This is a genomic window from Colwellia sp. E2M01 (assembly GCF_018860585.1).
Taxonomy (GTDB): Bacteria; Pseudomonadota; Gammaproteobacteria; order Enterobacterales; family Alteromonadaceae; genus Colwellia.
Genome location: NZ_JAHKPR010000015.1, coordinates 77,210 through 102,314 on the forward strand (window position 1 = coordinate 77,210; position 25,105 = coordinate 102,314).

Consider the following 25,105-nt stretch of genomic DNA (forward strand, 5'->3'; position numbering starts at 1 on the left):
AGCACAATAGAGAATATTTTATATGGTCGCCCCACAAACTAAAAACCCAAAACCAAATCGTAAACACCAAATATTAGAATGCTTAGCGTTAATGCTACAAAACAGCCCCGGTCAGCGTATTACTACAGCTAAACTTGCTGCAGAAGTCGGTTTTTCAGAAGCCGCTTTATACCGACATTTTCCATCAAAGGCTCGTATGTTCGAGGGGTTAATCGACTTTATTGAAGAATCTATTTTTTCTCGTATCAACTTAATCTTAGCCGACCATAAAGAAACCTTAGTTCGCTGCCACCATATACTACACGTATTATTAGTATTCGCAGAGCGTAATCCAGGTATGTGTCGTATATTAGGTGGTGATGCGTTAATGGGCGAAAATGAACGCTTACGCGATAGAGTACATCAATTTTTTGAGAAATTAGAATCACAATTTAAGCAAGTATTACGCGAACGAAAGTTACGTGAAGGTAAAACATTCAGTATTAGCGAAGCAGCACTGGCTGGTTTATTGGTATCTTTTGCTGAAGGTAAAATGAGTCAATATGTTCGCTCTGGCTACAATAAAAAACCAAGTGCTGATTTTGCTGAACAATGGCAATTTTTAATGGCTGATAAATAAATTCACTAATTATAATCGCTACCAGCATATAAATAGTCACACAGCAACTAAGCTTCTCTATTCGTTATACTTATCGGTAAGTAACAACACTTGTTACTTACCGTCTATTCTTCTAAATTATTGAGAAACCCATGAGTAATATCTCACAATTAGCACCTGCCAACTTGTGGCAATTATTCGATAAAATTTGTAGCATTCCTCGTCCATCAAAACATGAACAAGCTATTTCTTTATGGATCCAAACTTGGGCGAAACAATTAGGCTTAAGCGTTAAAGAAGATACTGTTGGCAATTTAATTATTCAAAAAGCCGCTACCGCAGGGTTAGAAAATCGTAAAGGCATTATTTTACAAGCGCATATGGATATGGTGCCGCAAAAAAACAATGGTGTTGAACATGATTTTTTAACCGATCCTATCAAACCCTATATTATTGATAACGAAGGTAATCCTGCTGATAATAATGACAATGGAATATGGGTTACCGCCCAAGGCACAACATTAGGAGCCGACAATGGCTTAGGGTTAGCCTCTGCTCTTGCGGTTTTAGCTAGTGATGATATTCCCCATGGTCCTATCGAAGTACTGATAACTATCGATGAAGAAGCAGGAATGACAGGCGCTTTTGGTTTAGCATCAGGTTGGCTTGATGGTGATATTTTAATTAATACTGACTCAGAGCAAGAAGGTGAAGTATACGTGGGGTGTGCTGGCGGCATTGACGGTAAAGCCTCTTTCTCTCTAGCTTTTGAAGAAGTCCCTAATAATTATCAAGCGTTTAACTTATCTATTTCAGGTTTGAAAGGCGGCCATTCTGGTGTAGATATTGATACCGGTCGCGCTAACGCAAACAAGTTATTAGTTCGCTTTTTATTAACCGCCTGTAACGAGTTTGATATTAGGTTAACAGAGCTAAATGGCGGTAGTTTACGTAATGCTATCCCTCGTGATGCAGATGCAAGCTTTGTTATTGCTACAGAGAATGTTGCAGCTTTAAAACTCGCGTTAGCTGATTACCTAACCACAATTAAAGCCAATTATAGTGTTGTAGAAAACAACCTAGAGCTGTTATTAATTTCACCTGAAGACTTTGCACAGTGTTGGACAAGAGCCACACAAGCTGCCATTTTACGCGCGCTTAATGCTTGCCCTAATGGTGTTATAAGAATGAGTGATGATATTGCAGGTATTGTTGAAACGTCATTAAACTTAGGGGTAATGCAAACCCGTGGTCGTAAATTTAATGCTATGGTTTTAATTCGTAGTTTACATGATGATGGCCGCTTAGAAACACAACAAATGGTGCAATCGGTATTTGAACTTGCTGGTGCTGATGTTAATTTTTCAGGGGCATACCCTGGCTGGAAACCAGATAATGAGTCTGCCATCATGCAGCTAGTTGTCGATACTTACCAAACATTATTTAATAAGATGCCAGAGATAATGGTAATTCATGCTGGCTTAGAATGTGGTTTATTTAAAGATGCTTATCCACAATGGGATATGGTGTCTATTGGCCCAACAATTAAATACCCGCACTCCCCCGATGAAAAAGTTGAAATTGCGAGTGTTACCAAGTATTGGCAACTGTTAAAAGCGGTATTAGCTAATGCTCCAACTAAATAAATTCAGTAGCGTTTAAATTTTTACAACAACTATTTACCAAAATGGTTTAAGCGCTGAGTAACCTGAACTCGATTTAAAATATTTTAAGTGCTTGAAATAATAGGTAATAGGATGTTTAGTTATTTAGAACTAACAACTACATTTCTTCCTGAATTTTTTGCTTTATAAAGTAATGCATCAGCTAACTCATAAGCTTTTTCTAAAGTTAAATCTTGCTGGGCATGAATAAATAACAAGCCTGCAGAAACCGTTATTTGTCTTTCTAAATCACAATTTTTATCTAAATTAGCTACCGACTTTCTAATATCTTCAATAACTTGTAATGCGTCATTTTCATTTTTAGTTTGATATAGTAAGGCAAACTCTTCGCCACCTATACGAAAAATAGTATCAGTAGAGCGTTTCATTTGTGCTTTTAGTAAATCAGCTAAAGAGATTAATGCAAAATCCCCCGCAGGATGACCAAAAGTATCGTTATAGCTTTTAAAATTGTCAATATCGATAATAACTAAAGCCAACAACTCTTTTCTTCTATTGGCATTACTCATTTTATTAGGGAGCATTTCATCAAAATGACGACGATTAAAAAGTCCCGTTAAGGGATCTGTTTTAGTTAAAGCCACTAACTGAGTCTTTGCATCGATTAATTTTTCGAATGTTCGAGCGATTAAAGCTTCTGTTAAATAAGCAAAAAACACAATAAAAACAGAAACAATCACAAATCGGATTAGCTCCATCATAGTAATGCTTTCATTTACAAATAACGATAATATGTAAAAGAGTATCGATAAAAAAACGATACAAATTCTCACCCCGATTTTATCTCCATATAAAGACATAACGATAAAAATATACAGAAAAGACCAAATAGGCGTGTATTCTTTAGCTTGTTGTATATAAACCACAAACAAGATACCCAAAGCCATGAAATGCAGAATAAAATGAGGGCCATAACGACGTCTATGGCCTGAAATAGACAATAATATTGACATGCCAATAAATAAAACTAAATTGACATAAAAAAGTGCTATATTTCCGTAAATTAAATTTCCGATCATAAAAATTAATGGTATCGAAAAAGACAATAATAGGATAAATTTGCTGGTGACTATTTTTCGATAGGCATTGTTGTCAATACCGTTATCTAACTCTAGATAAGCTTTAAACCACTGCTTCATTAAAAACATCCTTTTACTAATAACACTCGTTCAACTTTATCATAAAACGTACAAAATAAATAAAGTTTAGTACTCAAAAACATTTCATCAAAATAAAAATTAAAAACCTAAAAATACGCTTAGTTAACTAATCTGAGTGCGATTTAATAAACTTTGTTATTCAATTTTTTTCCGTTAGAATGAGTAATCATTTTTTAGGAAATTAGTTATGATTCAGCCAGAAAAAATAATAATAGCTGACGATCACCCTCTATTTAGACAAGCTTTATTAGGGACATTACAAGCTAAACTAATGTCTACTGCTTGGTTAGAGGCTGAAACAATTGAAGAGCTTGAACAGCAACTTAGCACTAATACTGACAGTGATTTACTGTTATTAGATCTCAATATCCCTGGTGCACATGGTTTTAATACACTTATTCATGTACGCAATCATTTTCCGCAAATTCCTGTAGTTATTGTTTCAGCACATGAAGATCACAATACTATTAGTAAAGCTATGTCTTATGGCGCTGCGGGTTTTGTACCTAAATCAACACCTGTTGATGATATTTATTCAGCAATTATTGCTGTGTTATCAGGAGATATTTGGCTACCTCCTTCATTTGATCAATCGCAAAGTGAGCATAATATTGACGATATCGCCGAACGAGTTGCCAGCTTAACTCAGCAACAATATCGTATTTTAATGATGTTTGCTCAAGGCATGCTCAACAAACAAATTGCATATGACTTAAATGTATCAGAAGCAACGATTAAAGCACATGCCACAGCTATTTTTCGTAAACTTGATGTGCGTAATAGAACGCAAGCAGTTATTGCTATTGCACAATTAGATTTAAGCGAAGCAGGCTTTCAGCAAGCCTAAACACTTACATCCTTTAAGTACTCAGAAAGCAAAAAAGCACATCATCGATGTGCTTTTTCATCTAAACAAAATAAATAATATTCTATTTATTTTGTTTATCTACCAACTTTTTATTAGATATATGCAAACGCGTCAGCATACATGTGCTCTAGCTTAGCGCCTCGTTCAACAAAGTCACTACGAATTGCGCCAACCATATCAAAGCGCCCTGCTAAATAAATATCGTATGCTTCAAAGTTTTCAATATCTTGCATAGCAACTTGGTGTACTAAGCCTGTTTTACCTTGCCATGGTGTAGCTGAATCTTTATCTATATTTTCAATAACCGGAATAAATTTAGCATCACCTAACTTTGCCAAGGTTGCTGTAGTTTCAGCAAGTTCATAAACAGCATTCTCTTCACGCAACCCCCAATAAACAACAACAGAACGTTTTGAGTTGGTTTCCGCTAGATACTCAAACATAGATTTAATATAAGAAAAACCTGTTCCGCCTGCTAATAATACTAACGGTCGTTCGCTATCAGTACGTAGTTGAGCTGCACCTAATGGGATCTCTACGGTGATGGCTTCACCCGAAGCTTGGCTTGCTTTAATACGTTCAATAACTTGCATTGGGTAGCTGTCAGCAACAAAAGCGCCTATTTGTAATTCAATTAACTCGCTATTAGGAGAACTAGCAATTGAAAATGGGCGTTTGTCTTGATCTGTCATGATAAAGTTTAAATATTGACCTGCAATAAAATCAATTTTTTCACTCGGCTTTAATAACACTTTATACACATGTGTCGTTAGTGGTGTTAACGACTGTACTTGGCAACTCACTGTTTTCATTGTTCAAACCTTACTTATAAAATATCTAATTCATCCCAAAGTGTATCAACCTGTGATTTAACTTCTTTGGTCATTTCAATGGGCTCGCCCCATTCTCTATTGGTTTCGCCTGGCCATTTGTTGGTAGCATCTAAGCCCATTTTTGAGCCTAAACCTGATACCGGTGAAGCAAAATCAAGATAATCAATTGGCGTGTTTTCTATTAAGACAGTATCACGACTTGGATCCATACGCGTGGTCATCGCCCAAATAACGTCTTCCCAACTGCGCGCATTAACATCATCATCACAGACAATTACAAATTTGGTATACATGAATTGTCGTAAGAATGACCAAACTCCCATCATCACGCGTTTTGCGTGACCCGCATATTGTTTTTTAATGGTAACAACAGCAAGCCGGTATGAACAGCCTTCAGGTGGTAAATAAAAGTCCTGAATTTCAGGAAACTGCTTTTGTAAAATAGGCACAAACACTTCGTTCAAAGCGACACCTAAAATAGCTGGCTCATCTGGCGGACGTCCGGTATAAGTACTGTGGTAAATAGGGTTTTTACGCATAGTAATATGTGTAACGGTCATCACCGGAAAGTTATCAACTTCATTGTAATAACCTGTGTGATCGCCATAAGGACCTTCTGGTGCCATTTCTTCTGGATCTAAATAACCTTCTAAGATTATTTCAGCGGTTGCCGGAACTTCTAAATCATTGCTGATTGATTTAGCTACTTCGGTTTTAGCGCCGCGTAATAAACCTGCAAAAGCATATTCAGATAAAGTATCTGGCACTGGCGTTACCGCGCCTAAAATAGTAGCCGGATCTGCACCTAATGCGACTGAAACAGGATATTTTTCGCCTGGATTTTCTTTTTTAAACTCTTGAAAGTCTAACGCACCACCACGGTGTGATAACCAACGCATGATCACTTTATTTTTACTTAACACTTGTTGGCGATAAATCCCTAAATTTTGACGGGCTTTATGAGGACCTCGAGTGACTGTTAAACCCCAAGTAATAAGTGGCGCAACATCGCCTGGCCAACAGGTTTGAATAGGTAATTTTGTTAAATCAACTTCATCTCCGCTTAATACAATTTGCTGACAAAGTGGCTTTTTAATCACTTTAACTGGCATATTTAGCACTTGCTTGTACACAGGGTATTTATCAAATGCATCACGAAAGCCTGTTGGTGGCTCTGGCTCTTTTAACATAGCCAATAATTTACCCACATCACGCAAAGCGCTAACATTCTCTTGCCCCATAGCTAAAGCAACTCGCTCTGGCGTGCCGAACAAATTAGTAAGCACTGGCGTACCATAGGGTTCACCATTTTCATTAACGGCATTTTCAAATAATAATGCAGGACCTTTAGCGCGCAAAGTTCTATCACTAATTTCAGTCATAGTTAAATGCGTAGAAATAGGTTGGGTGATGCGTTTAAGCTGTCCTATTTTTTCTAGCTGACTGATAAAGTCTCTTAAATCGTTATATTTCATAGTAACTACCTAACATAGGCTAAATAAGGAATTAATAAAGTGGGAGATAAAATAAAAAAACCAGCCGTGTAGACTGGTTTTCATCATGACTTTTTTGACAAATAAAACCTCTATTTATCGAGTAATAAATGATTACTGACGTTTCATCGAGTCAAAAAACTCATCATTAGTTTTGGTCATGGCTAATTTATCAATTAGGAACTCTATCGCGCCTATTTCATCCATTTCGTGAACAACTTTACGTAAAACCCACATTTTTTGTAATTCATCAGGTTTAGTAATTAGCTCTTCGCGACGAGTACCACTGCGGTTAATGTTAATAGCAGGGAAAACTCGTTTTTCAGAAATTTTGCGTGACAGGTGTAATTCCATATTACCTGTACCTTTAAATTCTTCGTAGATAACCTCATCCATTTTAGAACCTGTTTCTACTAACGCGGTAGCGATAATAGTTAAACTACCACCTTCTTCAATGTTACGTGCTGCACCAAAGAAGCGCTTTGGACGATGTAAAGCGTTAGCGTCAACACCACCGGTTAGGATTTTACCTGACGATGGAATTACCGTGTTATAAGCACGTGCTAAACGGGTGATTGAATCAAGCAAAATGACTACGTCTTTTTTGTGTTCAACTAGGCGTTTGGCTTTTTCAATTACCATTTCAGCCACTTGTACGTGACGACTTGCTGGTTCATCAAACGTTGAAGCTATAACTTCACCTTTAACAAGGCGCTGCATTTCTGTTACTTCTTCCGGACGCTCATCAATTAATAACACCATTAATTCAGCGTCTGGTTGGTTGTAAGCAATGCTTTGTGCAATATTTTGCAGTAAAAGTGTTTTACCCGCTTTTGGTGGCGCAACGATTAGACCACGTTGGCCTTTACCAATTGGTGAAGCCAAATCTAAAATACGCGCAGTAATATCTTCGGTAGAGCCATTACCACGTTCCATCGACAAACGATCGGTTGGGTGAATCGGCGTTAAGTTTTCAAATAAGATTTTATTGCGGGCATTTTCTGGACGGTCAAAGTTAACTTCAGTAACTTTTAATAAGGCAAAATAACGTTCGCCTTTTTTCGGTGAACGGATTTTGCCTTGAATGGTATCACCTGTTCGCATACTAAAACGGCGTATTTGGCTTGGTGATACGTAAATATCATCTGGGCCTGCTAAGTATGAAGAGTCTGCAGAGCGTAAAAAGCCAAAACCATCTTGTAGAATTTCTAAAACGCCACCGCCGAAAATATCATTATCGCCTTCAGCATGGGCTTTTAAAATAGCAAAAATTATGTCTTGTTTACGTGTTCTAGCAAGGTTTTCAAGCTTCATTGTTTCGGCAAGCTTAACCAATTCATTAATGGATTTTTCTTTCAGTTCGGTAAGGTTCATAGGGGTTTCTTAAACTATTTTAAGTGATAGTGTCTTTGGGAATTGCAGACACGAGTGTGTTTTCAATATTGTTTGTATTTATTAAATTAATGAGAATAGAGATAAAGCGATGTTATTTTGTACTCAGGAGGTAAATTTAGCACTAAATCTTAGCTAGGTAAAGGCTGAATAATTATGTAACTAAATATTTTATTCAGCTGTTATAAAAAAGCCTGCTAACTTAAGGGTAAGTTCTCAGGCTTTTATGTTCAATTTATAAATTTTTATCTAAAAATTCTTTTAATTGAGTTTTAGATAATGCGCCAACTTTCGTATCAGCAATTTCACCATCTTTAAAAAGTAATAATGTTGGAATACCGCGTACACCATATTTAGGAGGTGTAGCTGAGTTATCGTCTATGTTTAATTTACCAACAGTAACTTTGCCTTCATATTCATTGGCAATATCGTCAAGTACTGGGGCAATCATTTTACAAGGACCACACCATTCAGCCCAAAAATCAACTAATACTAAACCTGATGCTTTTAATACATCTGCTTCAAAACTATCATCAGTTAGCTGAACAATTTTATCGCTCATTATATTCTCCGTTTGTTGTGGCGAAACCGCCTTTAAAAGTAATTATACCGTGATTTTTCACTTTTCCAATACTGTTTTAAGTAACAATTAGTATTACTTATATCGGTTCAGTGAATTATTTATTTAATAAGCAACCATTTCGCAAACAAAAATGTTAAGCTAGCGCCATGAAAAAAACACACTTAACAGAAACGAAATTCGCTGACCTAAATCTTGCTCCGCAAGTTGTTACCGGATTAGAAGCCATGGGCTTCAATTATTGTACCTCTATCCAGGCACAGTCTTTACCAATTTTGTTGCAAGGCACTGATATTGCAGGCCAAGCACAAACAGGTGAAGGTAAAACTATTGCCTTTTTAGCAGCTACTTTCCATCATCTGCTTCAAAAAGAAGCGCCTACCCATAATCAGCCGCGTGCTTTGATTATGGCGCCTACGCGTGAGCTAGCCATTCAAATTGCTCGTGACGCAGAAGAAATGGCAAAAAGTACAGGATTACGCCTTGGTGTAGTTTATGGGGGCGAAGGTTACGAAAGTCAACGCCTAGTACTTGAACAAGGTGTTGATATTCTTATCGGGACTTGTGGTCGTTTAATTGATTACATGAAACAAGGTATATATAACCTTAATAACATTGAAGCGATTGTGCTTGATGAAGCCGATAGAATGTTCGATTTAGGCTTTATTAAAGATATTCGTTATATGTTTAATAAAATGCCACCTGCGACAGAACGCTTAAGCATGCTATTTTCAGCAACCCTATCATTCCGTGTTAAAGAACTTGCGTTTGATCACATGAATGAGCCAACAAGTGTTGAAATAGCGCCTGAGCAAAAAACAAACACTCGCATTAGTGAAGAATTATTTTATCCATCAAACGAAGATAAAATGACTTTACTACAAACGCTAATCGAAGAGGATTGGCCTGAAAAAGCGATTATTTTTGCAAACACAAAACATGTTTGTGAAAAAGTATATGATCATTTAGTAGCTGACAAATTACGTGTTGGTTTATTAACCGGTGATGTTCCACAGAAAAAACGTGTAAAAATACTCGAAGAATTTACCGCAGGTAAAGTTGATATTTTAGTAGCAACTGATGTCGCTGCGCGTGGTTTACATATTCCAAGCGTTACTCATGTATTTAACTATGACTTACCTGATGATTGTCAAGATTACGTACACCGTATTGGTCGTACTGGTCGTGCTGGTGAAACAGGCCATGCTATTAGTTTAGCCTGTGAACAATATGTTTTTAATTTACCTGAAATTGAAACCTATATTGAGCATGAATTACCGGTAACTAAGTATGATCATGATGCATTACTAACTGACTTACCTAAACCAAAACCTCGTCAACGCCGTCCTAGAGGCAATAACTCTAGAACAGGTAACAGACAAGGTGGACGTTCTAATTCTCGCTCACAAGGTAATCGTGGCGGAAATAGTCATAACGGAAACAGAAGTTAAAACTTAACTTTTTATGGGTATTCAGTACATTGAGTGATCTAGCTAGCCTAAACCAAGCCACACCTGAAGCAATAAAAGTGGCAATTCCACAGTATGATGAATCCCATTATGCTGTGGTTGATTTAGGCTCAAATAGCTTTCATCTCCTTATTACTCAATTAGTTAATACACCTACAGGTAAAACAATTCAAACGGTTAATAAAGTTAAGCAAAAAGTACGCTTGGCTGCGGGTTTAGATAGTAACAACCTACTAACCGACGATGCCATTGAACTTGGTCTTGATTGTCTTAGAAATTTCGCCTTATATCTCAACACCATCCCTGTTAACAATATATTAATTGTTGCTACTGCGGCATTACGCATTGCCACAAACAACCAGTTATTTTTTGACGCTGCGGCAAAAATTTTGCCTAAGCCAATTAAGTTACTTTCAGGCGAGCAAGAAGCTGAAACCATTTATGCCGGTGTTGCACATACTGCAAAATGTAATTTACAAGCTGCTCAAAAGCAATTAGTTATTGATATCGGCGGTGCTAGTACCGAAGTTATCGTAGGCGTTGGTTGCAGCGCTAAAAAAGTTGTTAGTTTAAATATCGGCTGTGTGAGTTTTATCGGACAATTTTTTTCTAATAACACTTTATCACAAGAAAATTTTAACTCTTGTATTAGTGCGGCTGAAGCTATTATCACGCCTATTAAAGACGAATTTATTCAACTAGGTTGGCAATATGCGGTAAGTAGCTCTGGTACCATGCAAGCTTGTGTTGAAATTTTACAAGCTCGGCAACAAAACCCCGTTGTTACTCTCGACTTTCTATTAGAAATTAAAGCCGCGCTTATCCAGTGTAAAACCATAAATAATATTAAAATAGAAGGTCTTAGAGACGATCGCGCAGCAGTACTCGCCAGTGGTTTAAGTATATTAATTGCGTTGTTTACTTGTTTAAATATTAAAGAGTTATGCCTGTCTAGTGGCGCATTGCGTGAAGGTTTATTTTTTGAATTAGTGCCTGACGCTAAAATAATATAATCCTACTCGGCTTTAAAATTTCGAACTGAACTCATAAAAAACGCGACATAATTGTCGCGTTTTTTATAGCTAACATTTTAAAATCAATATTCTGAATTAAAGTCTTAAGTTACTTCTCTTCTTTTAACCAGCGCGCTACTTGTTTAGCAAAATACGTTAAAATACCATCTGCACCGGCACGCTTAAAGGCCAATAAACCTTCCATTACGCATGGTTTTTCAGCTAACCAGCCATTTTGAATGGCGGCCACATGCATGGCATATTCACCACTGACTTGATAAGCGTAAGTTGGTACTTGAAAAGTATCTTTAACGCGACGAACAATGTCTAAATATGGCATACCAGGCTTAACCATAACCATATCAGCACCTTCAGCAATATCTTGGGCAACTTCATGTATTGCTTCATTACTATTCGCAGGATCCATTTGGTAAGTGTGTTTGTTGCCACCTTTGATATTACCCGCTGAGCCAACCGCATCACGAAATGGACCATAGTAGTTGGACGCATATTTAGCTGAGTACGCCAATATTTTGGTGTTCACAAAGCCGTTTTGTTCCAAACCTTCTCTAATGGCGCCAACACGTCCATCCATCATATCTGATGGCGCGACAATATCAGCACCCGCTTCAGCGTGAGAAAGTGCTTGTTTCACTAGAATATCTTTAGTTACATCGTTAACAACATAACCGGTTTTACCCGCTTTGTTGTCATCACTTTCACTTAAAATGCCATCTTGCCCGTGCGTAGTAAAAGGGTCTAAGGCAACATCTGTAATAACAGCAAGCTCAGGAAAATTGGCTTTTAGAGCACGAACTGTGCGCTGTGCTAAACCTTCTGGGTTATACGCTTCCTCTGCCATTAATGATTTTTTATCACTCGGTGTTACTGGGAAAATAGCAATAGCAGGAATACCTAAATCCACTAATTCTTGTGCTTCTACTAATAATAGGTCAATACTTTTACGCTCTACACCGGGCATTGAAGTAATAGCTTCTCTTTGATTTTCACCTTCTAAAACAAAGACAGGGTAAATTAAATCATTTACTGTCAGTTGTGACTCTGCCATTAAGCGGCGAGTGTGATCATCTACGCGCATTCTACGCATTCTTCGCGCAGGAAACTGCCCAAAGTTAGAGTTACCATTGTGGTACATAAAAATTCCTAAATTTATTCGGTGAAAAATTGTTTATTCGGTTATCGCCTGTTGTTGCGTTTGGTTCCGTCCATTATGTTTAGCTTGATACAAAGCTTTATCGGCAGCAGCAAAAATTTCTTCTGGGCCAATACCTTTTTGTTTGAAGTAGGTACTAACACCACAACTAATTGTTAATGGGATTTCAGTATCTTGAAATTGAAACGCTTGCTCACATACCTGTAAACGTAATTGTTCAGCCATAAGTAATGCACCATCAGCGTCGGTGTTAGGTAAAATTAAGCAAAATTCTTCTCCGCCGTAACGGAAGGCTTTATCAGTACTGCGCTTTAAGCTTTTAGTAATTATTTTTGCCAGCCAAACCAAGCAGTTATCACCCGCAATATGGCCATGATTATCATTAACCGATTTAAAGTGATCAATATCAATCACCACTAAACTCAGTGGTGTTATATTGCGACGACTGCGACGATGTTCAGCTAATATTTTTTGATCATAAAAGCGGCGATTATGTAAACCAGTTAATTCGTCTAATATATTCTTACGTTCTAGCTCTTGATTCGCACTTTCTAACTCTTGTAGAGCGATATTAAGTTCAATAGTTCGCTCTTGTACACGCTCTTCTAACAAGTCTTGATTGTCTTGTTGTTCTATCGCTAACTTATCCATTGCTTGTTGAATCACTTTAGCGTTTTTTTTTGCTGATTTAAGTTTTTGCATCATTTTTTGATATTTATGACGATTGTGACGGTGCAAATATTTAAAAAATAGACTCGATATAAGTATGCCGATTAAAAACCCTAAGCCTAAGTTTAATGATGTATTGCTTTCAGCGACCATTGCTGTAGCCACAGGTACATAACTCAGCAATAAAGCTGCGCCACTAACTATCCGAAATAAAAACAATAATTTCATTAAAAGGATTCTTTTATGGCTGGTAAATTAAATACATTTTGTGCATTCATACGAGTTTGCCTAGCAATTTCTGCCTGGTCAATACCTGTAATATTAGCTATTTCTTTCAATATATAAGGGAGATAACTAGGCTCATTACGGCTACTTTTAGGTTTAGGGCGAATTGTTCTTGGCGTTAAGTATGGTGCATCGGTTTCAATCAATAGCCTATTTAATGGTATTAAACCTACAATGTCTCGTAATGCTTGCCCACGGCGTTCATCGCAAAGCCAGCCCGTGATACCGACATACATATCGGCGGCTAAACACTGAATTAATTCATCTTTAGTACCGGTAAAACAATGCGTTATCATTGCAGGAATTTTGCCAACATAAGGTGACAAGGTTTTAAACCATGGTTCAAAAGCATCACGTTGATGTAAAAATAACGGCATATTTAACTCAGCCGCTAATACTACTTGCTCAGCAAATACTTTCTGTTGTTGTGCTGGAGCTGAAAAATTTCGATTGAAGTCTAAACCGCACTCACCAATAGCCTTAACTTGTTCATTGTCAGCTAAAGCTTTAAGTTTATCTAAATAATCATCACAAACATGATCAGCATCATGAGGGTGAACACCTGCAGTACAATACAGGTAATTTGGAAAGGTATGCTGATACTGCTTACATAAAGCTAGTGCTTTTTGGCTTTCAAAAACACTAGTGCCAGTAATTAATAAATGACTTAATTTTGCCTGTTGGCTACGTAAAATAACGTCTTCACGATCTTTGTCAAAGCGTTGATTAGTCAAATTAACACCAATATCTATCAAGCTAATATCAGCCTGATCACTCATAGTAGTATCTGCAATGGTATGGCTTAAAATAGTGTTATTCAAAGTAACCTCGCGCTATTGGAGTCTTTTGACTTTTATACGTTTAGTGGTATTTTCTTTTTGCAAATATATAGCACTTAATGCCCCTTTAGTTAGCGTAACACGCTGACCTACTTTCAAGCTTAATTGGTTACTATCTTTTTGCTGCCATTTTTGTTGGTTTTCAAAATAAATAATCCACTTACCGTAAGGATTTTTACTTAAGTCACTAATGGTTAAAGTGACTTTTTTTATTTCGTTAGCTCGCTCTACATCACTTTTTTTTAAGTGCTCTTTGGCAAAATTATCTTTAATTTGATTAGGTTGAATAGCTATCTCGTCAAAACAGGCTAACCGTGCTGAATTCTCTATTACTTTATTACACACCACTAGTTGCTGATTTAAAGAGATTTCATCAGCAACCCCGTTATGTGTATATAAACTTACCAATAAGTAGAAAAAAATACAGCCGACCTTATATCCGCCGCGAGTTAATAATGCTTTTTTACTATTGCTGAGTAGTTTCATTGGTAATTTCTTCATCATCTTTATGATAAAGGGAGGCAATAACAATGCCTATTTCGAATAAAATGAGCATAGGTACAGCAAGCATAGTTTGCGAAATAATATCAGGCGGAGTTAATAACATGCCAATAACAAACGCACCAACAATAACATAAGGACGTTTTTCTCTTAAACTTGCCGGTGTTGTTATACCTGTCCAACACATTAAAATAATGGCAATAGGTATTTCAAACGCAACCCCAAAAGCAAAGAATAATTTTAGAATAAAATCTAAATAACTACTTATATCTGTAGCAATAACCACCCCTTCTGGCGCAACCGAGGTAAAAAAAGCAAATACGACAGGGAACACAATAAAATACGCAAAGGCTATACCTGCGTAAAACAGCATGGTTGAACCAAGCATTAACGGTGCAATTAAACGCTTTTCATTACTATATAATCCTGGCGCTACAAATGCCCACACTTGATATAAAACAAATGGCATAGCAATAAATAATGAGAGCACTAAGGTAAGTTTAAAAGGCGCAAAAAAAGGAGATGCAACATCTGTAGCTATCATTTGGGAGCCTTCAGGCATCACGGATAATAATGGCTGCGCTACGTATTGGTATATGTCTTGTGCAAAGTAAACTAAGCAACAAAAAACAATAAGCACCCCTAAAACAGAACGTAATAGACTATTACGTAATTCTAAAAGATGATCAAACAGACTGGCAGGTTGTGTTGGAGGCGTACTCATAATTGAGGTTTATCACTTACTTCATTTTGCGGTTGATCTACAGGCTTGGTTGTCGTCTTACCGACTGCGCTAATTTTTTTTTCTTCAGGCGAAGGCTCACTTGGGTTAATCTCTGCCTCTTGAGTATCCACTTTTTTAAACGGTTCAGTTACTGAATCTGCAGCTTCGCGCAATGTTTTTAATGACGCTGCAACCTCAGGGCTAAGATTTTGTAAGTTACTTTCTTCTGCTTTTTTCAAGTTAGTATGCAGTTCATGAACACGTAACTCTTCTGTTAATTCTGCTTTTACAGTATCGCTAAATTTACGCGCTCCAGATATCCAACCACGAATGGTGCGAATAGCAACGGGTAAACGTTCTGGACCTAGAATAACTAAGCCCATAATTGCAATGAGTACTAACTCCCAAAAACCAACATCAAACATAAATTAAGCCTGATCGTTTTCTTTAGTTTTATTGGCAGAGGCCGTATTAATATCTTCAGCTGACTTAGTGCTTGTATCTGCAATAGTATCTGCAGGCTTTTCATCGTCACTTTGCTTTTTATCTTCACCTATAGCACTTTTAAAGCCTTTAACAGCTGAGCCTAAATCACCACCTAAGTTACGCAACTTTTTAGTGCCAAATAAAAGTACAATAATAACGGCAATAATAACTAGTTGCCAAATTCCGATTCCACCCATAATAACTCCACTCCTAATATTTGATGTTCACAAGACTAATTTCTGTTTAGCCTATGTTATATGTATTTGCATTATATACCCAAATTGACTTAGGAAACGAGCAAAAGCCTTAATGAATGGCTAACTTATGCGTTAAAAAAAACTTTAACGTATATGTTGCCAACTCTTTATTTAAATTGAACTAAATTTTAGATATAAAAAAACCGACATTGTGTCGGTTTTTTTAATAATAAGATTATAAGCGCTAATCAAAAACCATAGTATTTTTTAATTTAGATAACGCATTTTTTTCTAACTGTCTTACACGCTCTGCTGAAATATCATATTTATTCGCAAGCTCTTGTAATGTTGTTTTATCTTCGGTTAACCAACGCGTTTTGATAATATCTTGGCTACGTTCATCAAGTGCTACAAGCGCTGTTGATAAGCGTTGATTCGCATGATCTTCCCAGTTATTATTTTCAACTTCAACCGCTAAGTCTGACTGCTTGTCTTCAAGGTATTGTGCTGGAGAAAAACTACCCGCTCCAACATTATCGTCATCATCATTTGATAATTCAAATGCTTGGTCATGGCTACTCATACGAGATTCCATTTCTATTACATCTTTAGTCGTTACACCAAGAGTTTCAGCTACTGTACTCACTTCTTCAGCGCTAAACCAACCTAAACGTTTTTTATTTTTACGTAGGTTAAAAAATAATTTACGTTGCGCTTTTGTTGTCGCAACTTTAACTATGCGCCAGTTTTTAAGCACATATTCATGAATTTCAGCTTTGATCCAATGCACAGCAAATGAAACTAAACGTACACCTACTTCTGGATTGAAACGTTTAACGGCTTTCATCAAGCCGACGTTGCCTTCTTGTACTAAGTCAGCATGTGGTAAACCATAACCAGCATAGCCTTTTGCAACATGAATAACAAAACGTAAGTGCGACATGATTAATTCTTGTGCCGCTTGTAAATCATTATTTTCGTATAGGCGAGTAGCCAGATCATGCTCCTTATCAGCTGTTAACATTGGAATGTTATACGCTGATTGCATGTATGCTTCGATACTACCGCTTTTAGGTAAAGTAAGTTGCATTGACTGATCCATAATGACTCTCCTTTATTCTCTTCATTCTTTAATTATTTCTTGAAATCACCCGAGGTAAATAACATGTCGTCAAGAACATATTTTGCCGAACTATCAGCAACGGGGATATGAACATTAGCTCAATAAACAGGGTGGTACAAGGTGATCTTACATTTTTTTAATGAATTAAATGTGACTATTTGTAATCATATTTAATTATTAATATTAAACAGTAGCTTACACTTATTAGTGAGTACTTTTTTATTGCTCATGTTTACATACTAATGTTAAATGTCAGGCTTATTATGAGCAATTCCGGCTAATCTGCATTAGGCTCTATGTCTTTAATATGTTGGTTCACAGAAATATAGCTACCCACTAAAGCTAGTGTAATAGCAAAAACAATTAACATTAACGCTTCACTGCCGTTCAAACCAACTAATTGAAAGTTACTTTGATATAACTCACTTAAATCATTAATTGCATAACCTAAATACCAAGCGAGTATTGTTACGGTAATACATGAAAGAATACCGCCAAAAATCCCATACCAAATACCTGAGTATAAAAATGGACGTTGAATAAAGCTGTCGGTTGCACCGACTAGCTTCATAATAGCAATAGCATCTTTTTCATTTAAAATTGCTAAACGAATGGTATTACCAACAATCAATACAACTGACAAACACAGTAACAAAGCAACACCAATAACAATATCTTCAATTAAACGTGTCATTGCCTCTAAACGTGTTAACCACTCTAAATCAAGCTTACCCTGATCTACTTCTCGTTCATTACTTAGCTTTGCCAATAAATCATTAGCCGCTTCCGCCTGGCTAGCTCTTTGCGTCGGAGTAACAAGCACTGTTGCTGGTAGCGGATTTTTATCTAAATATTCAAGTGATTGGCCAAACCCTGATAATACTTTAAACTCTTTTAATGCTTGCTCTGCAGAAATATACTTTACTTCAGCAACATCATTATCAAGACCAATACGTTTAACCAAATTTTGAGCGCTTTTTTCACTAGTAGACAACTTTAAAAACAAGGTAATTTGTGAAGCGCTGTCCCACTGCTCACTAACCTGCTCAGCATTCTTGATGAAAAGATGTAAAGTTGCCGGTAAGGCTAAACTAATACCCAATACAAAAATGGTCATCACAGTCGTAAAAGGTGTACGCCATAATCCTCCTAAACTGCCTATTGCTTGTTGTGCGTGCCTAATAGGCAAAGTCATTAAACGTCGAAACATACTTGAACGCTGATGTAAGCCACTACGATGTAAATTACTCATCAGCAACACCTCGCGCTTGTAAGCCATCAACAATACCATCGTTGATCATGGTGCCTTCTTTTAAGGTTAAGGTGCGATATCTCATGCGAGCAATCAAACCTAAATCATGAGTAGCAATTAATACGGTTACACCGGCAGCATTAAATTCTTCAAATAAACGAATGATGTCTAAAGATAGTTTTGGATCTAAATTACCAGTAGGCTCATCGGCAAGCAAAATAGGTGGTTTATTAACAATAGCGCGAGCAATACCAACACGTTGTTGTTCACCGCCTGAAAGCATGTGTGGATAACATTTTAATTTAGTCGTTAAATGTACTTTTTCTAACGCTGTTTCAACACGTTTTTTAATTTCTTTACTACTAACACCTTCAATAATAAGCGGTAAAGCAACGTTGTCAAAAACGGTTCGATCTTTAAGTAAGTTATGACTTTGAAATATCATGCCAATACCGCGACGCACATAAGGTACTTGCTTGTATTGAATGTCTGACAATTCAGTATGGTTAACCTGAATACTACCCGAGCTTGGCTTTTCCATTAATGAAATTAATTTTAATAAAGTACTTTTACCTGCGCCAGAATGACCCGTTAAAAACGCCATTTCACCACTTTCAAGACTAAAACTCACTTGTTTTAATGCTAGAAAACCGCCAGGGTAGGTTTTGTTCACCTTATTGAATTCAATCATATTATTTTATTTATTATCCAAGTAAGTAAGCTTAATGAGTAATTTAAGCAAGAGAATAATTTAACACAGTTATTCTAGTATCTCTAATTACTAAAAATAGCATCAATAAACTCTTCACCATTAAATGGCCTTAAATCATCTATTCCTTCACCAACACCTAAGTATCGAATAGGAATATTATGTTTATCGGCAATAGCAAAAACAACGCCACCTTTAGCAGTACCATCAAGCTTAGTAATGGTTAGCCCTGTCAAACCAACAGCATCATCAAATAATTTTGTTTGGCTTAAAGCGTTTTGGCCAGTACCTGCATCAAGGGTAAGCATCACTTCATGTGGCGCATTTACGTCTAACTTTTTCATTACACGCACTACTTTTTTCAACTCTTCCATTAAATGCGCTTTGTTTTGTAAACGCCCTGCCGTATCGGCGATAATCACATCAACTTTACGTGCTTTGGCGGCACTAATAGCATCAAAAATAACAGAAGCGCTATCTGCACCAGTATGTTGAGCAATAACAGGAATGTCATTCCGCTCACCCCAAACTTGCAGCTGCTCAACAGCAGCGGCTCTAAAAGTATCTCCTGCAGCAAGCATTACCGATTTACCTTGTGCTTGAAATTGCTTAGCGAGCTTACCAATGGTGGTAGTTTTACCAACACCGTTCACACCAACCATTAACATAACAAAAGGACCGTCACCTTCGGGAATAACTAACGGCTGGCTTACTTCTTCAATAACTTTTTTCAATTCTATTTTTAATAAATCATATAAAGCTGAAGCATCTTTTAACTGTTTACGACTAGCACTTTGCGTTAATGAGTCGATAATTTTCATGGTGGTTTCTACACCCACATCAGCCATAAGTAAGTGAGTTTCTAACTCTTCAAATAAGTCATCATCTATTTGCTTACCACGAAACAGATCAGCTAAACCACCGCCTAAGTTTTGTCGTGTTTTACTTAAGCCTTGCTTTAAGCGCGCGAAAAACCCTAGTTTTTCCTCAACTTCTTCCGCCTCTGCAATTACAGCTGGCTCGTCAATAGCGTTAACGTTTTCATTTAGCGCTACAGACTCAGTAATGTTATTTTCTTCCTCAACAATTTCTTCAACTGTTTTTTCAGCGTCTTTTTCAAAATGCTCCGCATCTTCAACAGCCTCAACTGCTTTTGCTGTGTCATTAACGTCGGCTGTAACTGTAGTATTGTCCTGCTCAACCGGCTCAACTTCTTGCTCGGTAACAATATCAACTGTTTTATCAGCAGGTTCAATTTCCGTTACAGGTGCTTGCTCCGCAACAACGACTGATTCTTTGTCATTTTCTTCAGTGCTTGATTGCTTTTCTTTCTGACCAAAGCCTAACCAAGACAACATACCTTTTTTCTTCGACACTTTTGACTACCTAACTATATTTCAGTATGAATTTGTTTGGTATAAGAGCCAAACAAGGATAAAATTGCCGTTATATTAGCACTTAAATAGTAAAATTGTCAGTGATATGAAGCATGCAAAGAAACAAGTAACGAAAAATAGTCTATCTCGATCGGGCCAAGGCACTCCTGCTGGTAAAATTCGTATTATTTCAGGAAAATATCGTGGTCGAAAGTTGCCCGTATTGATGGCTGAAGGTTTACGGCCTACGACCGATCGAGTGAAAGAAACTGTTTTTAATTGGTTAATGCCTTATTTACATGACGCAAACTGTTTAGATTGTTTCGCAGGCTCTGGTAGCCTAGGCTTTGAAGCCTTATCACGTGGTGCTAGTGAGGTAACTCTCATTGAATTAAACAGAACAGCAGCAAAACAATTGTCTGCCAATAAAGAATTACTTAAAGCAGAAAACCTCAATGTGATTAATAGTGATGCGCTTTCTTTCCTGAAAGAGAAACAAACCGCTACATCATCGATAATTGATGCAAAACCGTATGACTTAGTTTTTATTGACCCACCATTTAGAAAGCAATTAGTAGAGCAAACAGCGCTATTATTAAATCAAACCTACTTAGCTGACCAAGCACTTATTTATGTAGAAATGGAATCAGAAAGTAGCCAAGTTATTCCCGCTAACTGGCAGTTATTAAAAGAAAAAGTTGCCGGCCAGGTGATATATCAGCTTTACCAATATCAAGCTTAATCCATTTATACTTTTCATAATAACTACTGAGGCCTGCATAATGTTCATTGATTATCTCGACACACCATTAGGTTTATTTGAAATAATGGCGACCGAAAAAGGCATTTGTCAGGCGATATTTTGTGGTGACAAACTTGTTTCTGCACGAACACATGAGACTAAAGTAAATGATATTACTAGGCAGTGTAAGCAGCAATTAGTTGAATATTTTTCGGGTGAACGTCAAACATTTACTGTGCCGTTAGATGCTCAAGGAACCCCTTTTCAACAAACTGTTTGGGACTGTTTACTCAAAATACCTTTTGGCGAGGTGAGGTCCTACGGAGACGTTGCGCAGCAACTCAATAAACCTAAAGCATCACAAGCGGTTGGTGGTGCAAATGGTAGAAATCCTATTGCGTTAATTGTACCTTGCCACCGTGTAATTGGTGGTAATGGCTCATTAACAGGTTATGCAGGAGGAGTTGAACGTAAATTATGGTTGTTACATCATGAGGGTGTTGAATTAAAAGATAACACTGCTAAGTTAGCTTCAGAAAAGCCGCTTAATATTAATAATATTATTCATAAACGCCAAGCAAAAACACAATTCCTACGATAGAAACTCATTATCGTTACAGCCATAAACATAACGATATAACGACACTACCAATTAGTATTAAGTAGAGATGATAGTTATGCTATTTCTATACCTAAGCTAGAAAGCCCTTCAGATAAGCTCATGTTTTTAGCCATACCACAGCTCTTTTTATCTTCGGCGGCAAACTTCAAGAAATCAAAAAGCTCATTTTGCGTATCTTTTTCCCATTGCACTAATGGATGTTCATTCATTTGTACTTCACTAATAACAATCTCTTCGCCATCATTAACAGCTTCTGACTCATAAGCTTCATCAAGTAAAAGTAACTCAACGTAATAGCTAACACTGTTGAATGAAAGACGACTAATGCTTTTGATATCTTCTATATCAATGTCTGCGGGTTTATTCTTTTTAGGGGCTTTTAATTGCATAAGTTGCCATAAAGCCGTTAATGCCATACAAGCATCAAGCGCAGGAAATACACCAAAGGAATCAAATACTTCAGGATCAGGTGTTTGTGGTTCCAGCTTCAATAATTGCGCATCAATATTAATTTTTACCGCATTACGATTAGCAAGCCACTGCCAAATAATATCAAGTTGATTACGTAACACTTTCGCGTCACCAAAATCAGATGCCTCACTAAACATTTGATAATTAGGTAACATGCGCTCAAGCAGTGCGGCAGAAAAGGCAATTTGTTGCCAATGACTTAGTTTGACAAAAGGAAGGTGAAGAGACACTTAGATATACTCTATTGTAGAATTGACACTGTGTATAATTAACACGCTAACAACCAAGCTCATTAAACATTTCAATAAACTTGGTTGTTACCGTTATTACATACTCAAAAACTAATTAGCTAGCTGTTTTTGCGCATATTCGAATTTCAAGCGATACTCTGTTAACTTATGCTCTAACTCATTAAGTTGAGCTGTAAACTCTGCTTTTTGTTCAGCACTAGCCGTAATTAGCTCATGGTTTTCATCACGTAAGAACTTAATAGTATCCCTGACTTTATTGTTTTCTGCTTCTTGTTTATCACGATTATTATTAAAGCGTTGTAAGGTACTTTCTTGGCTATCTTGAGCGACTTTTAATTGCTCATTAAGTACGGTAACTTCTTGCTGATAGTTTTCTATTTCTTTTTGTCCAGCTTCGAGTTTATTGATTAGTTGTTCTTGAGCTTTTTCTAACTCAATAATTTTTTGCTGTGCTGAAGATTGCAAGATCTTAGCTTCTTCACCAGCTTTATTAATGGCACTAATCTCATCCAGGTGTTGCTGTTTAACTTTAGCGGTACCTTCATTAAGTGCTTTAATTTGATCAAGCGACGTTTGCTTGTCTTTAGCTGCTTGCTCTGTAAGCTTTGCAATTTGCGCTTGGTAATCTTTATCGCGCTGCTCTGCTTGTTTGTTTTTATCTTGCTCAGTATCAATTGCTTTTTGCTGCGCAGACAGCTGCTGTTGTAATTCAGCCTTACCGTTTTGCTCTTGCTGAATTTGTTCAGTTAATTGAGCTATTTTTTGATCAAGCTCTTTTACTTTATTATCACTGCTTTGCTGTGCTTCAGCCTTAACTTTCGTAGCTTCGCTTTCAAGTTGTTTAATTTTTTCATTTAATGCATCAACTTGCTGTTTAGCTGATGCTTCTGCTTGAGCCTTACTTTCCGCAATAGCTTCTGTTTTTTGTTTTTCATTGAACTGTGCACTTTCTTTAGCTGCAACGAGTTCTTTATTTAAACTTTGCTCTTGTTCAGTTAACACCATGACACGACCTTTTAAACCATCAATTTGATGATCTTGATCTGTCAGTTTTTTCTCAGCTTCAAGTAGTTTTTCTTGTAACTTATTATCAGCGCTTTGTTTATCAACAACTTTCTTATCATCATTTTGTTTTAACTGATTGAGCTCTTTACGTAGAGCTTCGATTGTCTCAGTATAATTGATGGTTTTTTGTGTCAGCTCTACTTGAAAATTTTGTTTGGCTGTACTTTCATCCGCACTTTTTTCTGCTAATAGCTGTTTAAGTTGTTCAATTTCTTTAGCTTGTAATTGTTGCTGCTCTGCAAAGTTTTTTTGCAATGATTGTTCTTTATCAGACAATCCTTTGCTTTCTTGAGTGGTATTTTTACTCAATTCTACTTTTACAGCCGTAGCGATCAAATGTGTTAATTTTTCTTCTACTTGTATATAAACATCACTTGCTAAACTCTGTATTTGCTCTTCAATATCTTTAGAGAGCTTATTATTATCGACCATATTATTATTCTCACTACTATAATTCATCACGAATAGGATTCATCATTACTGATCCTAAATTAACACAGGCTTATCTTTACAGGTATATTAAAATAGTTTTATTTTAAATAAAGCACAAAAAAGGGGCAAAAGCCCCTTTTATTTACATTTAATTAACTATTATTTACAGCTTAATTAACTCGCTGTAGTTTCAGCTTCTGCTGCCGCTTCTTCTTTCTTAACCGGAACAATTTGAATTGTTGAAATTTTTCTGTCTTCTGTCTCGTTACGAAGTTGAACTAAACGATTAATTTGTGCAAGTGAACTTAACATTGAATAGATTGGAACGAAAATACCACGTTTATGAAAATCTAATACTTTTTCATCAGACAATGCTTTTAATTTAGCTTCATCAATAGTGAAGATACCAGTAAGTTTTTTCTTCTCACCTGAAGCAAAAGCCATATTTAATTCAAGCTCTTGCAATAAGTCATTCTCTACAAGCTCTTTAATTAAATTCTCTGTTCTTTTTTCGTTTTCGTATAAACGACCAAGAGAATTTTGTACATTATTTAATAATTCTGTTTCTTTACCTTCTTCATCAAATAAAGGTAGTTCTTTGTCTTCGCCAACAAACTCACTATCTAAGTTGATATAAGGTACTAAAGTGTTCTCTTGATCAGGATCTAATCCTAATGAAAATGGTGCTAAACCTGCATTTTTAGGTAGCATTAAACCAATCCATTCATCATTTTTGTAATATAAATTTTCACTTGTTTCCAAGCCTAACATCGCAACACTTTGGTGACGTGGTGAATCAGGAGTTTTAACTAACACAATAGGGAAGCTTGAAGAAGCCTGCGCATATTCATCTGCAGTAACTGAAATGATGTGCTGTTTTGCAATATGCCCAAGATGACGTTTACTTGCAATTTTAGTGTTTTGTAATTGTTCTTTTCTAATTGGTACGAAGTTAGCCATAATTATTCTCTTATTAATGCCTCTGTTGGACATATTTATTAATACTGTAATTTATACGATGAAATTACTGCGTTGTTATAAGTTATGGAGACACAAAATTAACTTTCAATGCTAAACTTAATTTTATTTATATAAA

At 36.6% G+C, this 25,105-nt stretch carries 26 protein-coding genes; 7 read left to right on the forward strand and 19 right to left on the reverse strand.

What is annotated here, in order from left to right:
* The first annotated feature begins 22 nt into the window (after nucleotides 1-22).
* Together slmA and KO502_RS02445 are read left to right on the forward strand one after the other, a co-directional pair.
* Nucleotides 23-619, forward strand: a complete 597-nt coding sequence (gene slmA / locus KO502_RS02440) for a nucleoid occlusion factor SlmA (protein ID WP_216020973.1) — start codon at nucleotides 23-25, stop codon at nucleotides 617-619.
* A 131-nt stretch (nucleotides 620-750) separates the two neighbouring features.
* A complete protein-coding gene (locus tag KO502_RS02445; protein ID WP_216020974.1) occupies nucleotides 751-2,244 on the forward strand; it encodes an aminoacyl-histidine dipeptidase in 1,494 nt (497 codons plus the stop codon).
* Nucleotides 2,245-2,363: 119 nt separating this feature from the next.
* Here KO502_RS02445 and KO502_RS02450 read toward each other — a convergent pair whose 3' ends face one another.
* Nucleotides 2,364-3,422 (reverse strand): diguanylate cyclase, encoded by a 1,059-nt coding sequence (locus KO502_RS02450; protein ID WP_216020975.1) that lies wholly within the window; start codon nucleotides 3,420-3,422, stop codon nucleotides 2,364-2,366.
* 208 nt (nucleotides 3,423-3,630) lie between these two features.
* Here KO502_RS02450 and KO502_RS02455 point away from each other — a divergent pair, with 208 nt between their 5' ends.
* Nucleotides 3,631-4,290 carry a response regulator transcription factor gene (locus KO502_RS02455; RefSeq protein WP_216020976.1) on the forward strand — a complete coding sequence of 220 codons (660 nt, stop codon included), beginning with the start codon at nucleotides 3,631-3,633 and terminating at the stop codon, nucleotides 4,288-4,290.
* Between the two features lie 113 nt (nucleotides 4,291-4,403).
* On the opposite strand, the gene fre is transcribed toward KO502_RS02455, so the two are convergent.
* The 4 genes from fre to trxA all read right to left on the reverse strand — a co-directional run bounded on the left by fre (nucleotide 4,404) and on the right by trxA (nucleotide 8,591).
* Nucleotides 4,404-5,123, reverse strand: a complete 720-nt coding sequence (fre, locus tag KO502_RS02460) for an NAD(P)H-flavin reductase (RefSeq protein WP_216020977.1) — start codon at nucleotides 5,121-5,123, stop codon at nucleotides 4,404-4,406.
* A gap of 14 nt (nucleotides 5,124-5,137) precedes the next feature.
* Nucleotides 5,138-6,619, reverse strand: a complete 1,482-nt coding sequence (gene ubiD / locus KO502_RS02465) for a 4-hydroxy-3-polyprenylbenzoate decarboxylase (protein WP_216020978.1) — start codon at nucleotides 6,617-6,619, stop codon at nucleotides 5,138-5,140.
* Between the two features lie 132 nt (nucleotides 6,620-6,751).
* A complete protein-coding gene (gene rho / locus KO502_RS02470) occupies nucleotides 6,752-8,011 on the reverse strand; it encodes a transcription termination factor Rho (protein ID WP_216020979.1) in 1,260 nt (419 codons plus the stop codon).
* Nucleotides 8,012-8,264: 253 nt separating this feature from the next.
* Nucleotides 8,265-8,591 (reverse strand): thioredoxin TrxA, encoded by a 327-nt coding sequence (trxA, locus tag KO502_RS02475; RefSeq protein WP_216020980.1) that lies wholly within the window; start codon nucleotides 8,589-8,591, stop codon nucleotides 8,265-8,267.
* A gap of 167 nt (nucleotides 8,592-8,758) precedes the next feature.
* Between trxA and rhlB the strand changes: the two genes are divergently transcribed.
* A complete protein-coding gene (rhlB, locus tag KO502_RS02480; RefSeq protein ID WP_216020981.1) occupies nucleotides 8,759-10,060 on the forward strand; it encodes an ATP-dependent RNA helicase RhlB in 1,302 nt (433 codons plus the stop codon).
* 29 nt (nucleotides 10,061-10,089) lie between these two features.
* Nucleotides 10,090-11,091 (forward strand): phosphatase, encoded by a 1,002-nt coding sequence (locus tag KO502_RS02485; RefSeq protein ID WP_216020982.1) that lies wholly within the window; start codon nucleotides 10,090-10,092, stop codon nucleotides 11,089-11,091.
* A 109-nt stretch (nucleotides 11,092-11,200) separates the two neighbouring features.
* Here KO502_RS02485 and hemB read toward each other — a convergent pair whose 3' ends face one another.
* From hemB to ftsY, 11 genes are all read right to left on the reverse strand, one after another.
* Nucleotides 11,201-12,247: a porphobilinogen synthase gene (hemB, locus tag KO502_RS02490; RefSeq protein WP_216020983.1), complete on the reverse strand. Its 1,047-nt coding sequence runs from the start codon at nucleotides 12,245-12,247 to the stop codon at nucleotides 11,201-11,203.
* Nucleotides 12,248-12,280: 33 nt separating this feature from the next.
* On the reverse strand, nucleotides 12,281-13,162 hold the full coding sequence (locus tag KO502_RS02495) for a diguanylate cyclase (protein WP_252730456.1): 882 nt from the start codon (nucleotides 13,160-13,162) through the stop codon (nucleotides 12,281-12,283).
* The gene (locus KO502_RS02500) at nucleotides 13,162-14,040 is read right to left on the reverse strand and encodes a TatD family hydrolase (protein WP_252730457.1); all 879 of its coding nucleotides are present in this window, start codon (nucleotides 14,038-14,040) and stop codon (nucleotides 13,162-13,164) included. The genes KO502_RS02495 and KO502_RS02500 overlap by 1 nt, the downstream gene beginning before the upstream one ends.
* 12 nt (nucleotides 14,041-14,052) lie before the next feature.
* A complete protein-coding gene (locus KO502_RS02505; protein WP_216020984.1) occupies nucleotides 14,053-14,544 on the reverse strand; it encodes a hypothetical protein in 492 nt (163 codons plus the stop codon).
* On the reverse strand, nucleotides 14,525-15,283 hold the full coding sequence (gene tatC, locus KO502_RS02510; protein ID WP_216020985.1) for a twin-arginine translocase subunit TatC: 759 nt from the start codon (nucleotides 15,281-15,283) through the stop codon (nucleotides 14,525-14,527). Before tatC ends, KO502_RS02505 begins: the two co-directional genes overlap by 20 nt.
* Nucleotides 15,280-15,708 carry a Sec-independent protein translocase protein TatB gene (gene tatB / locus KO502_RS02515; RefSeq protein WP_252730458.1) on the reverse strand — a complete coding sequence of 143 codons (429 nt, stop codon included), beginning with the start codon at nucleotides 15,706-15,708 and terminating at the stop codon, nucleotides 15,280-15,282. Before tatB ends, tatC begins: the two co-directional genes overlap by 4 nt.
* Before the next feature lie 3 nt (nucleotides 15,709-15,711).
* Nucleotides 15,712-15,966 (reverse strand): twin-arginine translocase TatA/TatE family subunit, encoded by a 255-nt coding sequence (gene tatA / locus KO502_RS02520; RefSeq protein ID WP_216020986.1) that lies wholly within the window; start codon nucleotides 15,964-15,966, stop codon nucleotides 15,712-15,714.
* Nucleotides 15,967-16,210: 244 nt separating this feature from the next.
* Nucleotides 16,211-17,068, reverse strand: coding sequence for an RNA polymerase sigma factor RpoH (gene rpoH / locus KO502_RS02525; protein ID WP_216020987.1), 858 nt, complete (start codon nucleotides 17,066-17,068; stop codon nucleotides 16,211-16,213).
* Between the two features lie 298 nt (nucleotides 17,069-17,366).
* A complete protein-coding gene (ftsX, locus tag KO502_RS02530) occupies nucleotides 17,367-18,341 on the reverse strand; it encodes a permease-like cell division protein FtsX (protein ID WP_216020988.1) in 975 nt (324 codons plus the stop codon).
* Nucleotides 18,334-19,032 (reverse strand): cell division ATP-binding protein FtsE, encoded by a 699-nt coding sequence (gene ftsE, locus KO502_RS02535; RefSeq protein ID WP_216020989.1) that lies wholly within the window; start codon nucleotides 19,030-19,032, stop codon nucleotides 18,334-18,336. The genes ftsX and ftsE overlap by 8 nt, the downstream gene beginning before the upstream one ends.
* Before the next feature lie 83 nt (nucleotides 19,033-19,115).
* A complete protein-coding gene (gene ftsY / locus KO502_RS02540) occupies nucleotides 19,116-20,408 on the reverse strand; it encodes a signal recognition particle-docking protein FtsY (protein WP_216021014.1) in 1,293 nt (430 codons plus the stop codon).
* A gap of 124 nt (nucleotides 20,409-20,532) precedes the next feature.
* Between ftsY and rsmD the strand changes: the two genes are divergently transcribed.
* The gene (rsmD, locus tag KO502_RS02545; RefSeq protein WP_216020990.1) at nucleotides 20,533-21,168 is read left to right on the forward strand and encodes a 16S rRNA (guanine(966)-N(2))-methyltransferase RsmD; all 636 of its coding nucleotides are present in this window, start codon (nucleotides 20,533-20,535) and stop codon (nucleotides 21,166-21,168) included.
* 40 nt (nucleotides 21,169-21,208) lie between these two features.
* Nucleotides 21,209-21,769 carry a methylated-DNA--[protein]-cysteine S-methyltransferase gene (locus KO502_RS02550; RefSeq protein ID WP_216020991.1) on the forward strand — a complete coding sequence of 187 codons (561 nt, stop codon included), beginning with the start codon at nucleotides 21,209-21,211 and terminating at the stop codon, nucleotides 21,767-21,769.
* A gap of 74 nt (nucleotides 21,770-21,843) precedes the next feature.
* On the opposite strand, the gene KO502_RS02555 is transcribed toward KO502_RS02550, so the two are convergent.
* The 3 genes from KO502_RS02555 to KO502_RS02565 all read right to left on the reverse strand — a co-directional run bounded on the left by KO502_RS02555 (nucleotide 21,844) and on the right by KO502_RS02565 (nucleotide 24,969).
* Complete coding sequence (locus KO502_RS02555) at nucleotides 21,844-22,491, reverse strand: YjaG family protein (protein WP_216020992.1); 648 nt, start codon at nucleotides 22,489-22,491, stop codon at nucleotides 21,844-21,846.
* Between the two features lie 111 nt (nucleotides 22,492-22,602).
* Nucleotides 22,603-24,009, reverse strand: coding sequence for a hypothetical protein (locus KO502_RS02560; RefSeq protein WP_216020993.1), 1,407 nt, complete (start codon nucleotides 24,007-24,009; stop codon nucleotides 22,603-22,605).
* A gap of 174 nt (nucleotides 24,010-24,183) precedes the next feature.
* On the reverse strand, nucleotides 24,184-24,969 hold the full coding sequence (locus tag KO502_RS02565) for a SapC family protein (protein ID WP_216020994.1): 786 nt from the start codon (nucleotides 24,967-24,969) through the stop codon (nucleotides 24,184-24,186).
* Nucleotides 24,970-25,105: the final 136 nt, after the last annotated feature.

What these genes read in the sequence shown, in the direction of transcription:
- ftsE (WP_216020989.1), bottom strand. Translation starts at nt 19,032, where the DNA reads ATGATTGAATTCAATAAGGTGAACAAAACCTACCCTGGCGGTTTTCTA.
- hemB (WP_216020983.1), bottom strand. Translation starts at nt 12,247, where the DNA reads ATGTACCACAATGGTAACTCTAACTTTGGGCAGTTTCCTGCGCGAAGA.
- ubiD (WP_216020978.1), bottom strand. Translation starts at nt 6,619, where the DNA reads ATGAAATATAACGATTTAAGAGACTTTATCAGTCAGCTAGAAAAAATA.
- rpoH (WP_216020987.1), bottom strand. Translation starts at nt 17,068, where the DNA reads ATGGATCAGTCAATGCAACTTACTTTACCTAAAAGCGGTAGTATCGAA.
- slmA (WP_216020973.1), top strand. Translation starts at nt 23, where the DNA reads ATGGTCGCCCCACAAACTAAAAACCCAAAACCAAATCGTAAACACCAA.
- tatB (WP_252730458.1), bottom strand. Translation starts at nt 15,708, where the DNA reads ATGTTTGATGTTGGTTTTTGGGAGTTAGTACTCATTGCAATTATGGGC.
- KO502_RS02505 (WP_216020984.1), bottom strand. Translation starts at nt 14,544, where the DNA reads ATGAAACTACTCAGCAATAGTAAAAAAGCATTATTAACTCGCGGCGGA.
- KO502_RS02450 (WP_216020975.1), bottom strand. Translation starts at nt 3,422, where the DNA reads ATGAAGCAGTGGTTTAAAGCTTATCTAGAGTTAGATAACGGTATTGAC.
- KO502_RS02495 (WP_252730456.1), bottom strand. Translation starts at nt 13,162, where the DNA reads ATGAAATTATTGTTTTTATTTCGGATAGTTAGTGGCGCAGCTTTATTG.
- trxA (WP_216020980.1), bottom strand. Translation starts at nt 8,591, where the DNA reads ATGAGCGATAAAATTGTTCAGCTAACTGATGATAGTTTTGAAGCAGAT.
- KO502_RS02565 (WP_216020994.1), bottom strand. Translation starts at nt 24,969, where the DNA reads ATGGCTAACTTCGTACCAATTAGAAAAGAACAATTACAAAACACTAAA.
- rsmD (WP_216020990.1), top strand. Translation starts at nt 20,533, where the DNA reads ATGAAGCATGCAAAGAAACAAGTAACGAAAAATAGTCTATCTCGATCG.
- ftsY (WP_216021014.1), bottom strand. Translation starts at nt 20,408, where the DNA reads ATGTTGTCTTGGTTAGGCTTTGGTCAGAAAGAAAAGCAATCAAGCACT.
- KO502_RS02445 (WP_216020974.1), top strand. Translation starts at nt 751, where the DNA reads ATGAGTAATATCTCACAATTAGCACCTGCCAACTTGTGGCAATTATTC.
- ftsX (WP_216020988.1), bottom strand. Translation starts at nt 18,341, where the DNA reads ATGAGTAATTTACATCGTAGTGGCTTACATCAGCGTTCAAGTATGTTT.
- KO502_RS02560 (WP_216020993.1), bottom strand. Translation starts at nt 24,009, where the DNA reads ATGGTCGATAATAATAAGCTCTCTAAAGATATTGAAGAGCAAATACAG.
- rhlB (WP_216020981.1), top strand. Translation starts at nt 8,759, where the DNA reads ATGAAAAAAACACACTTAACAGAAACGAAATTCGCTGACCTAAATCTT.
- fre (WP_216020977.1), bottom strand. Translation starts at nt 5,123, where the DNA reads ATGAAAACAGTGAGTTGCCAAGTACAGTCGTTAACACCACTAACGACA.
- rho (WP_216020979.1), bottom strand. Translation starts at nt 8,011, where the DNA reads ATGAACCTTACCGAACTGAAAGAAAAATCCATTAATGAATTGGTTAAG.
- KO502_RS02455 (WP_216020976.1), top strand. Translation starts at nt 3,631, where the DNA reads ATGATTCAGCCAGAAAAAATAATAATAGCTGACGATCACCCTCTATTT.
- tatC (WP_216020985.1), bottom strand. Translation starts at nt 15,283, where the DNA reads ATGAGTACGCCTCCAACACAACCTGCCAGTCTGTTTGATCATCTTTTA.
- tatA (WP_216020986.1), bottom strand. Translation starts at nt 15,966, where the DNA reads ATGGGTGGAATCGGAATTTGGCAACTAGTTATTATTGCCGTTATTATT.
- KO502_RS02550 (WP_216020991.1), top strand. Translation starts at nt 21,209, where the DNA reads ATGTTCATTGATTATCTCGACACACCATTAGGTTTATTTGAAATAATG.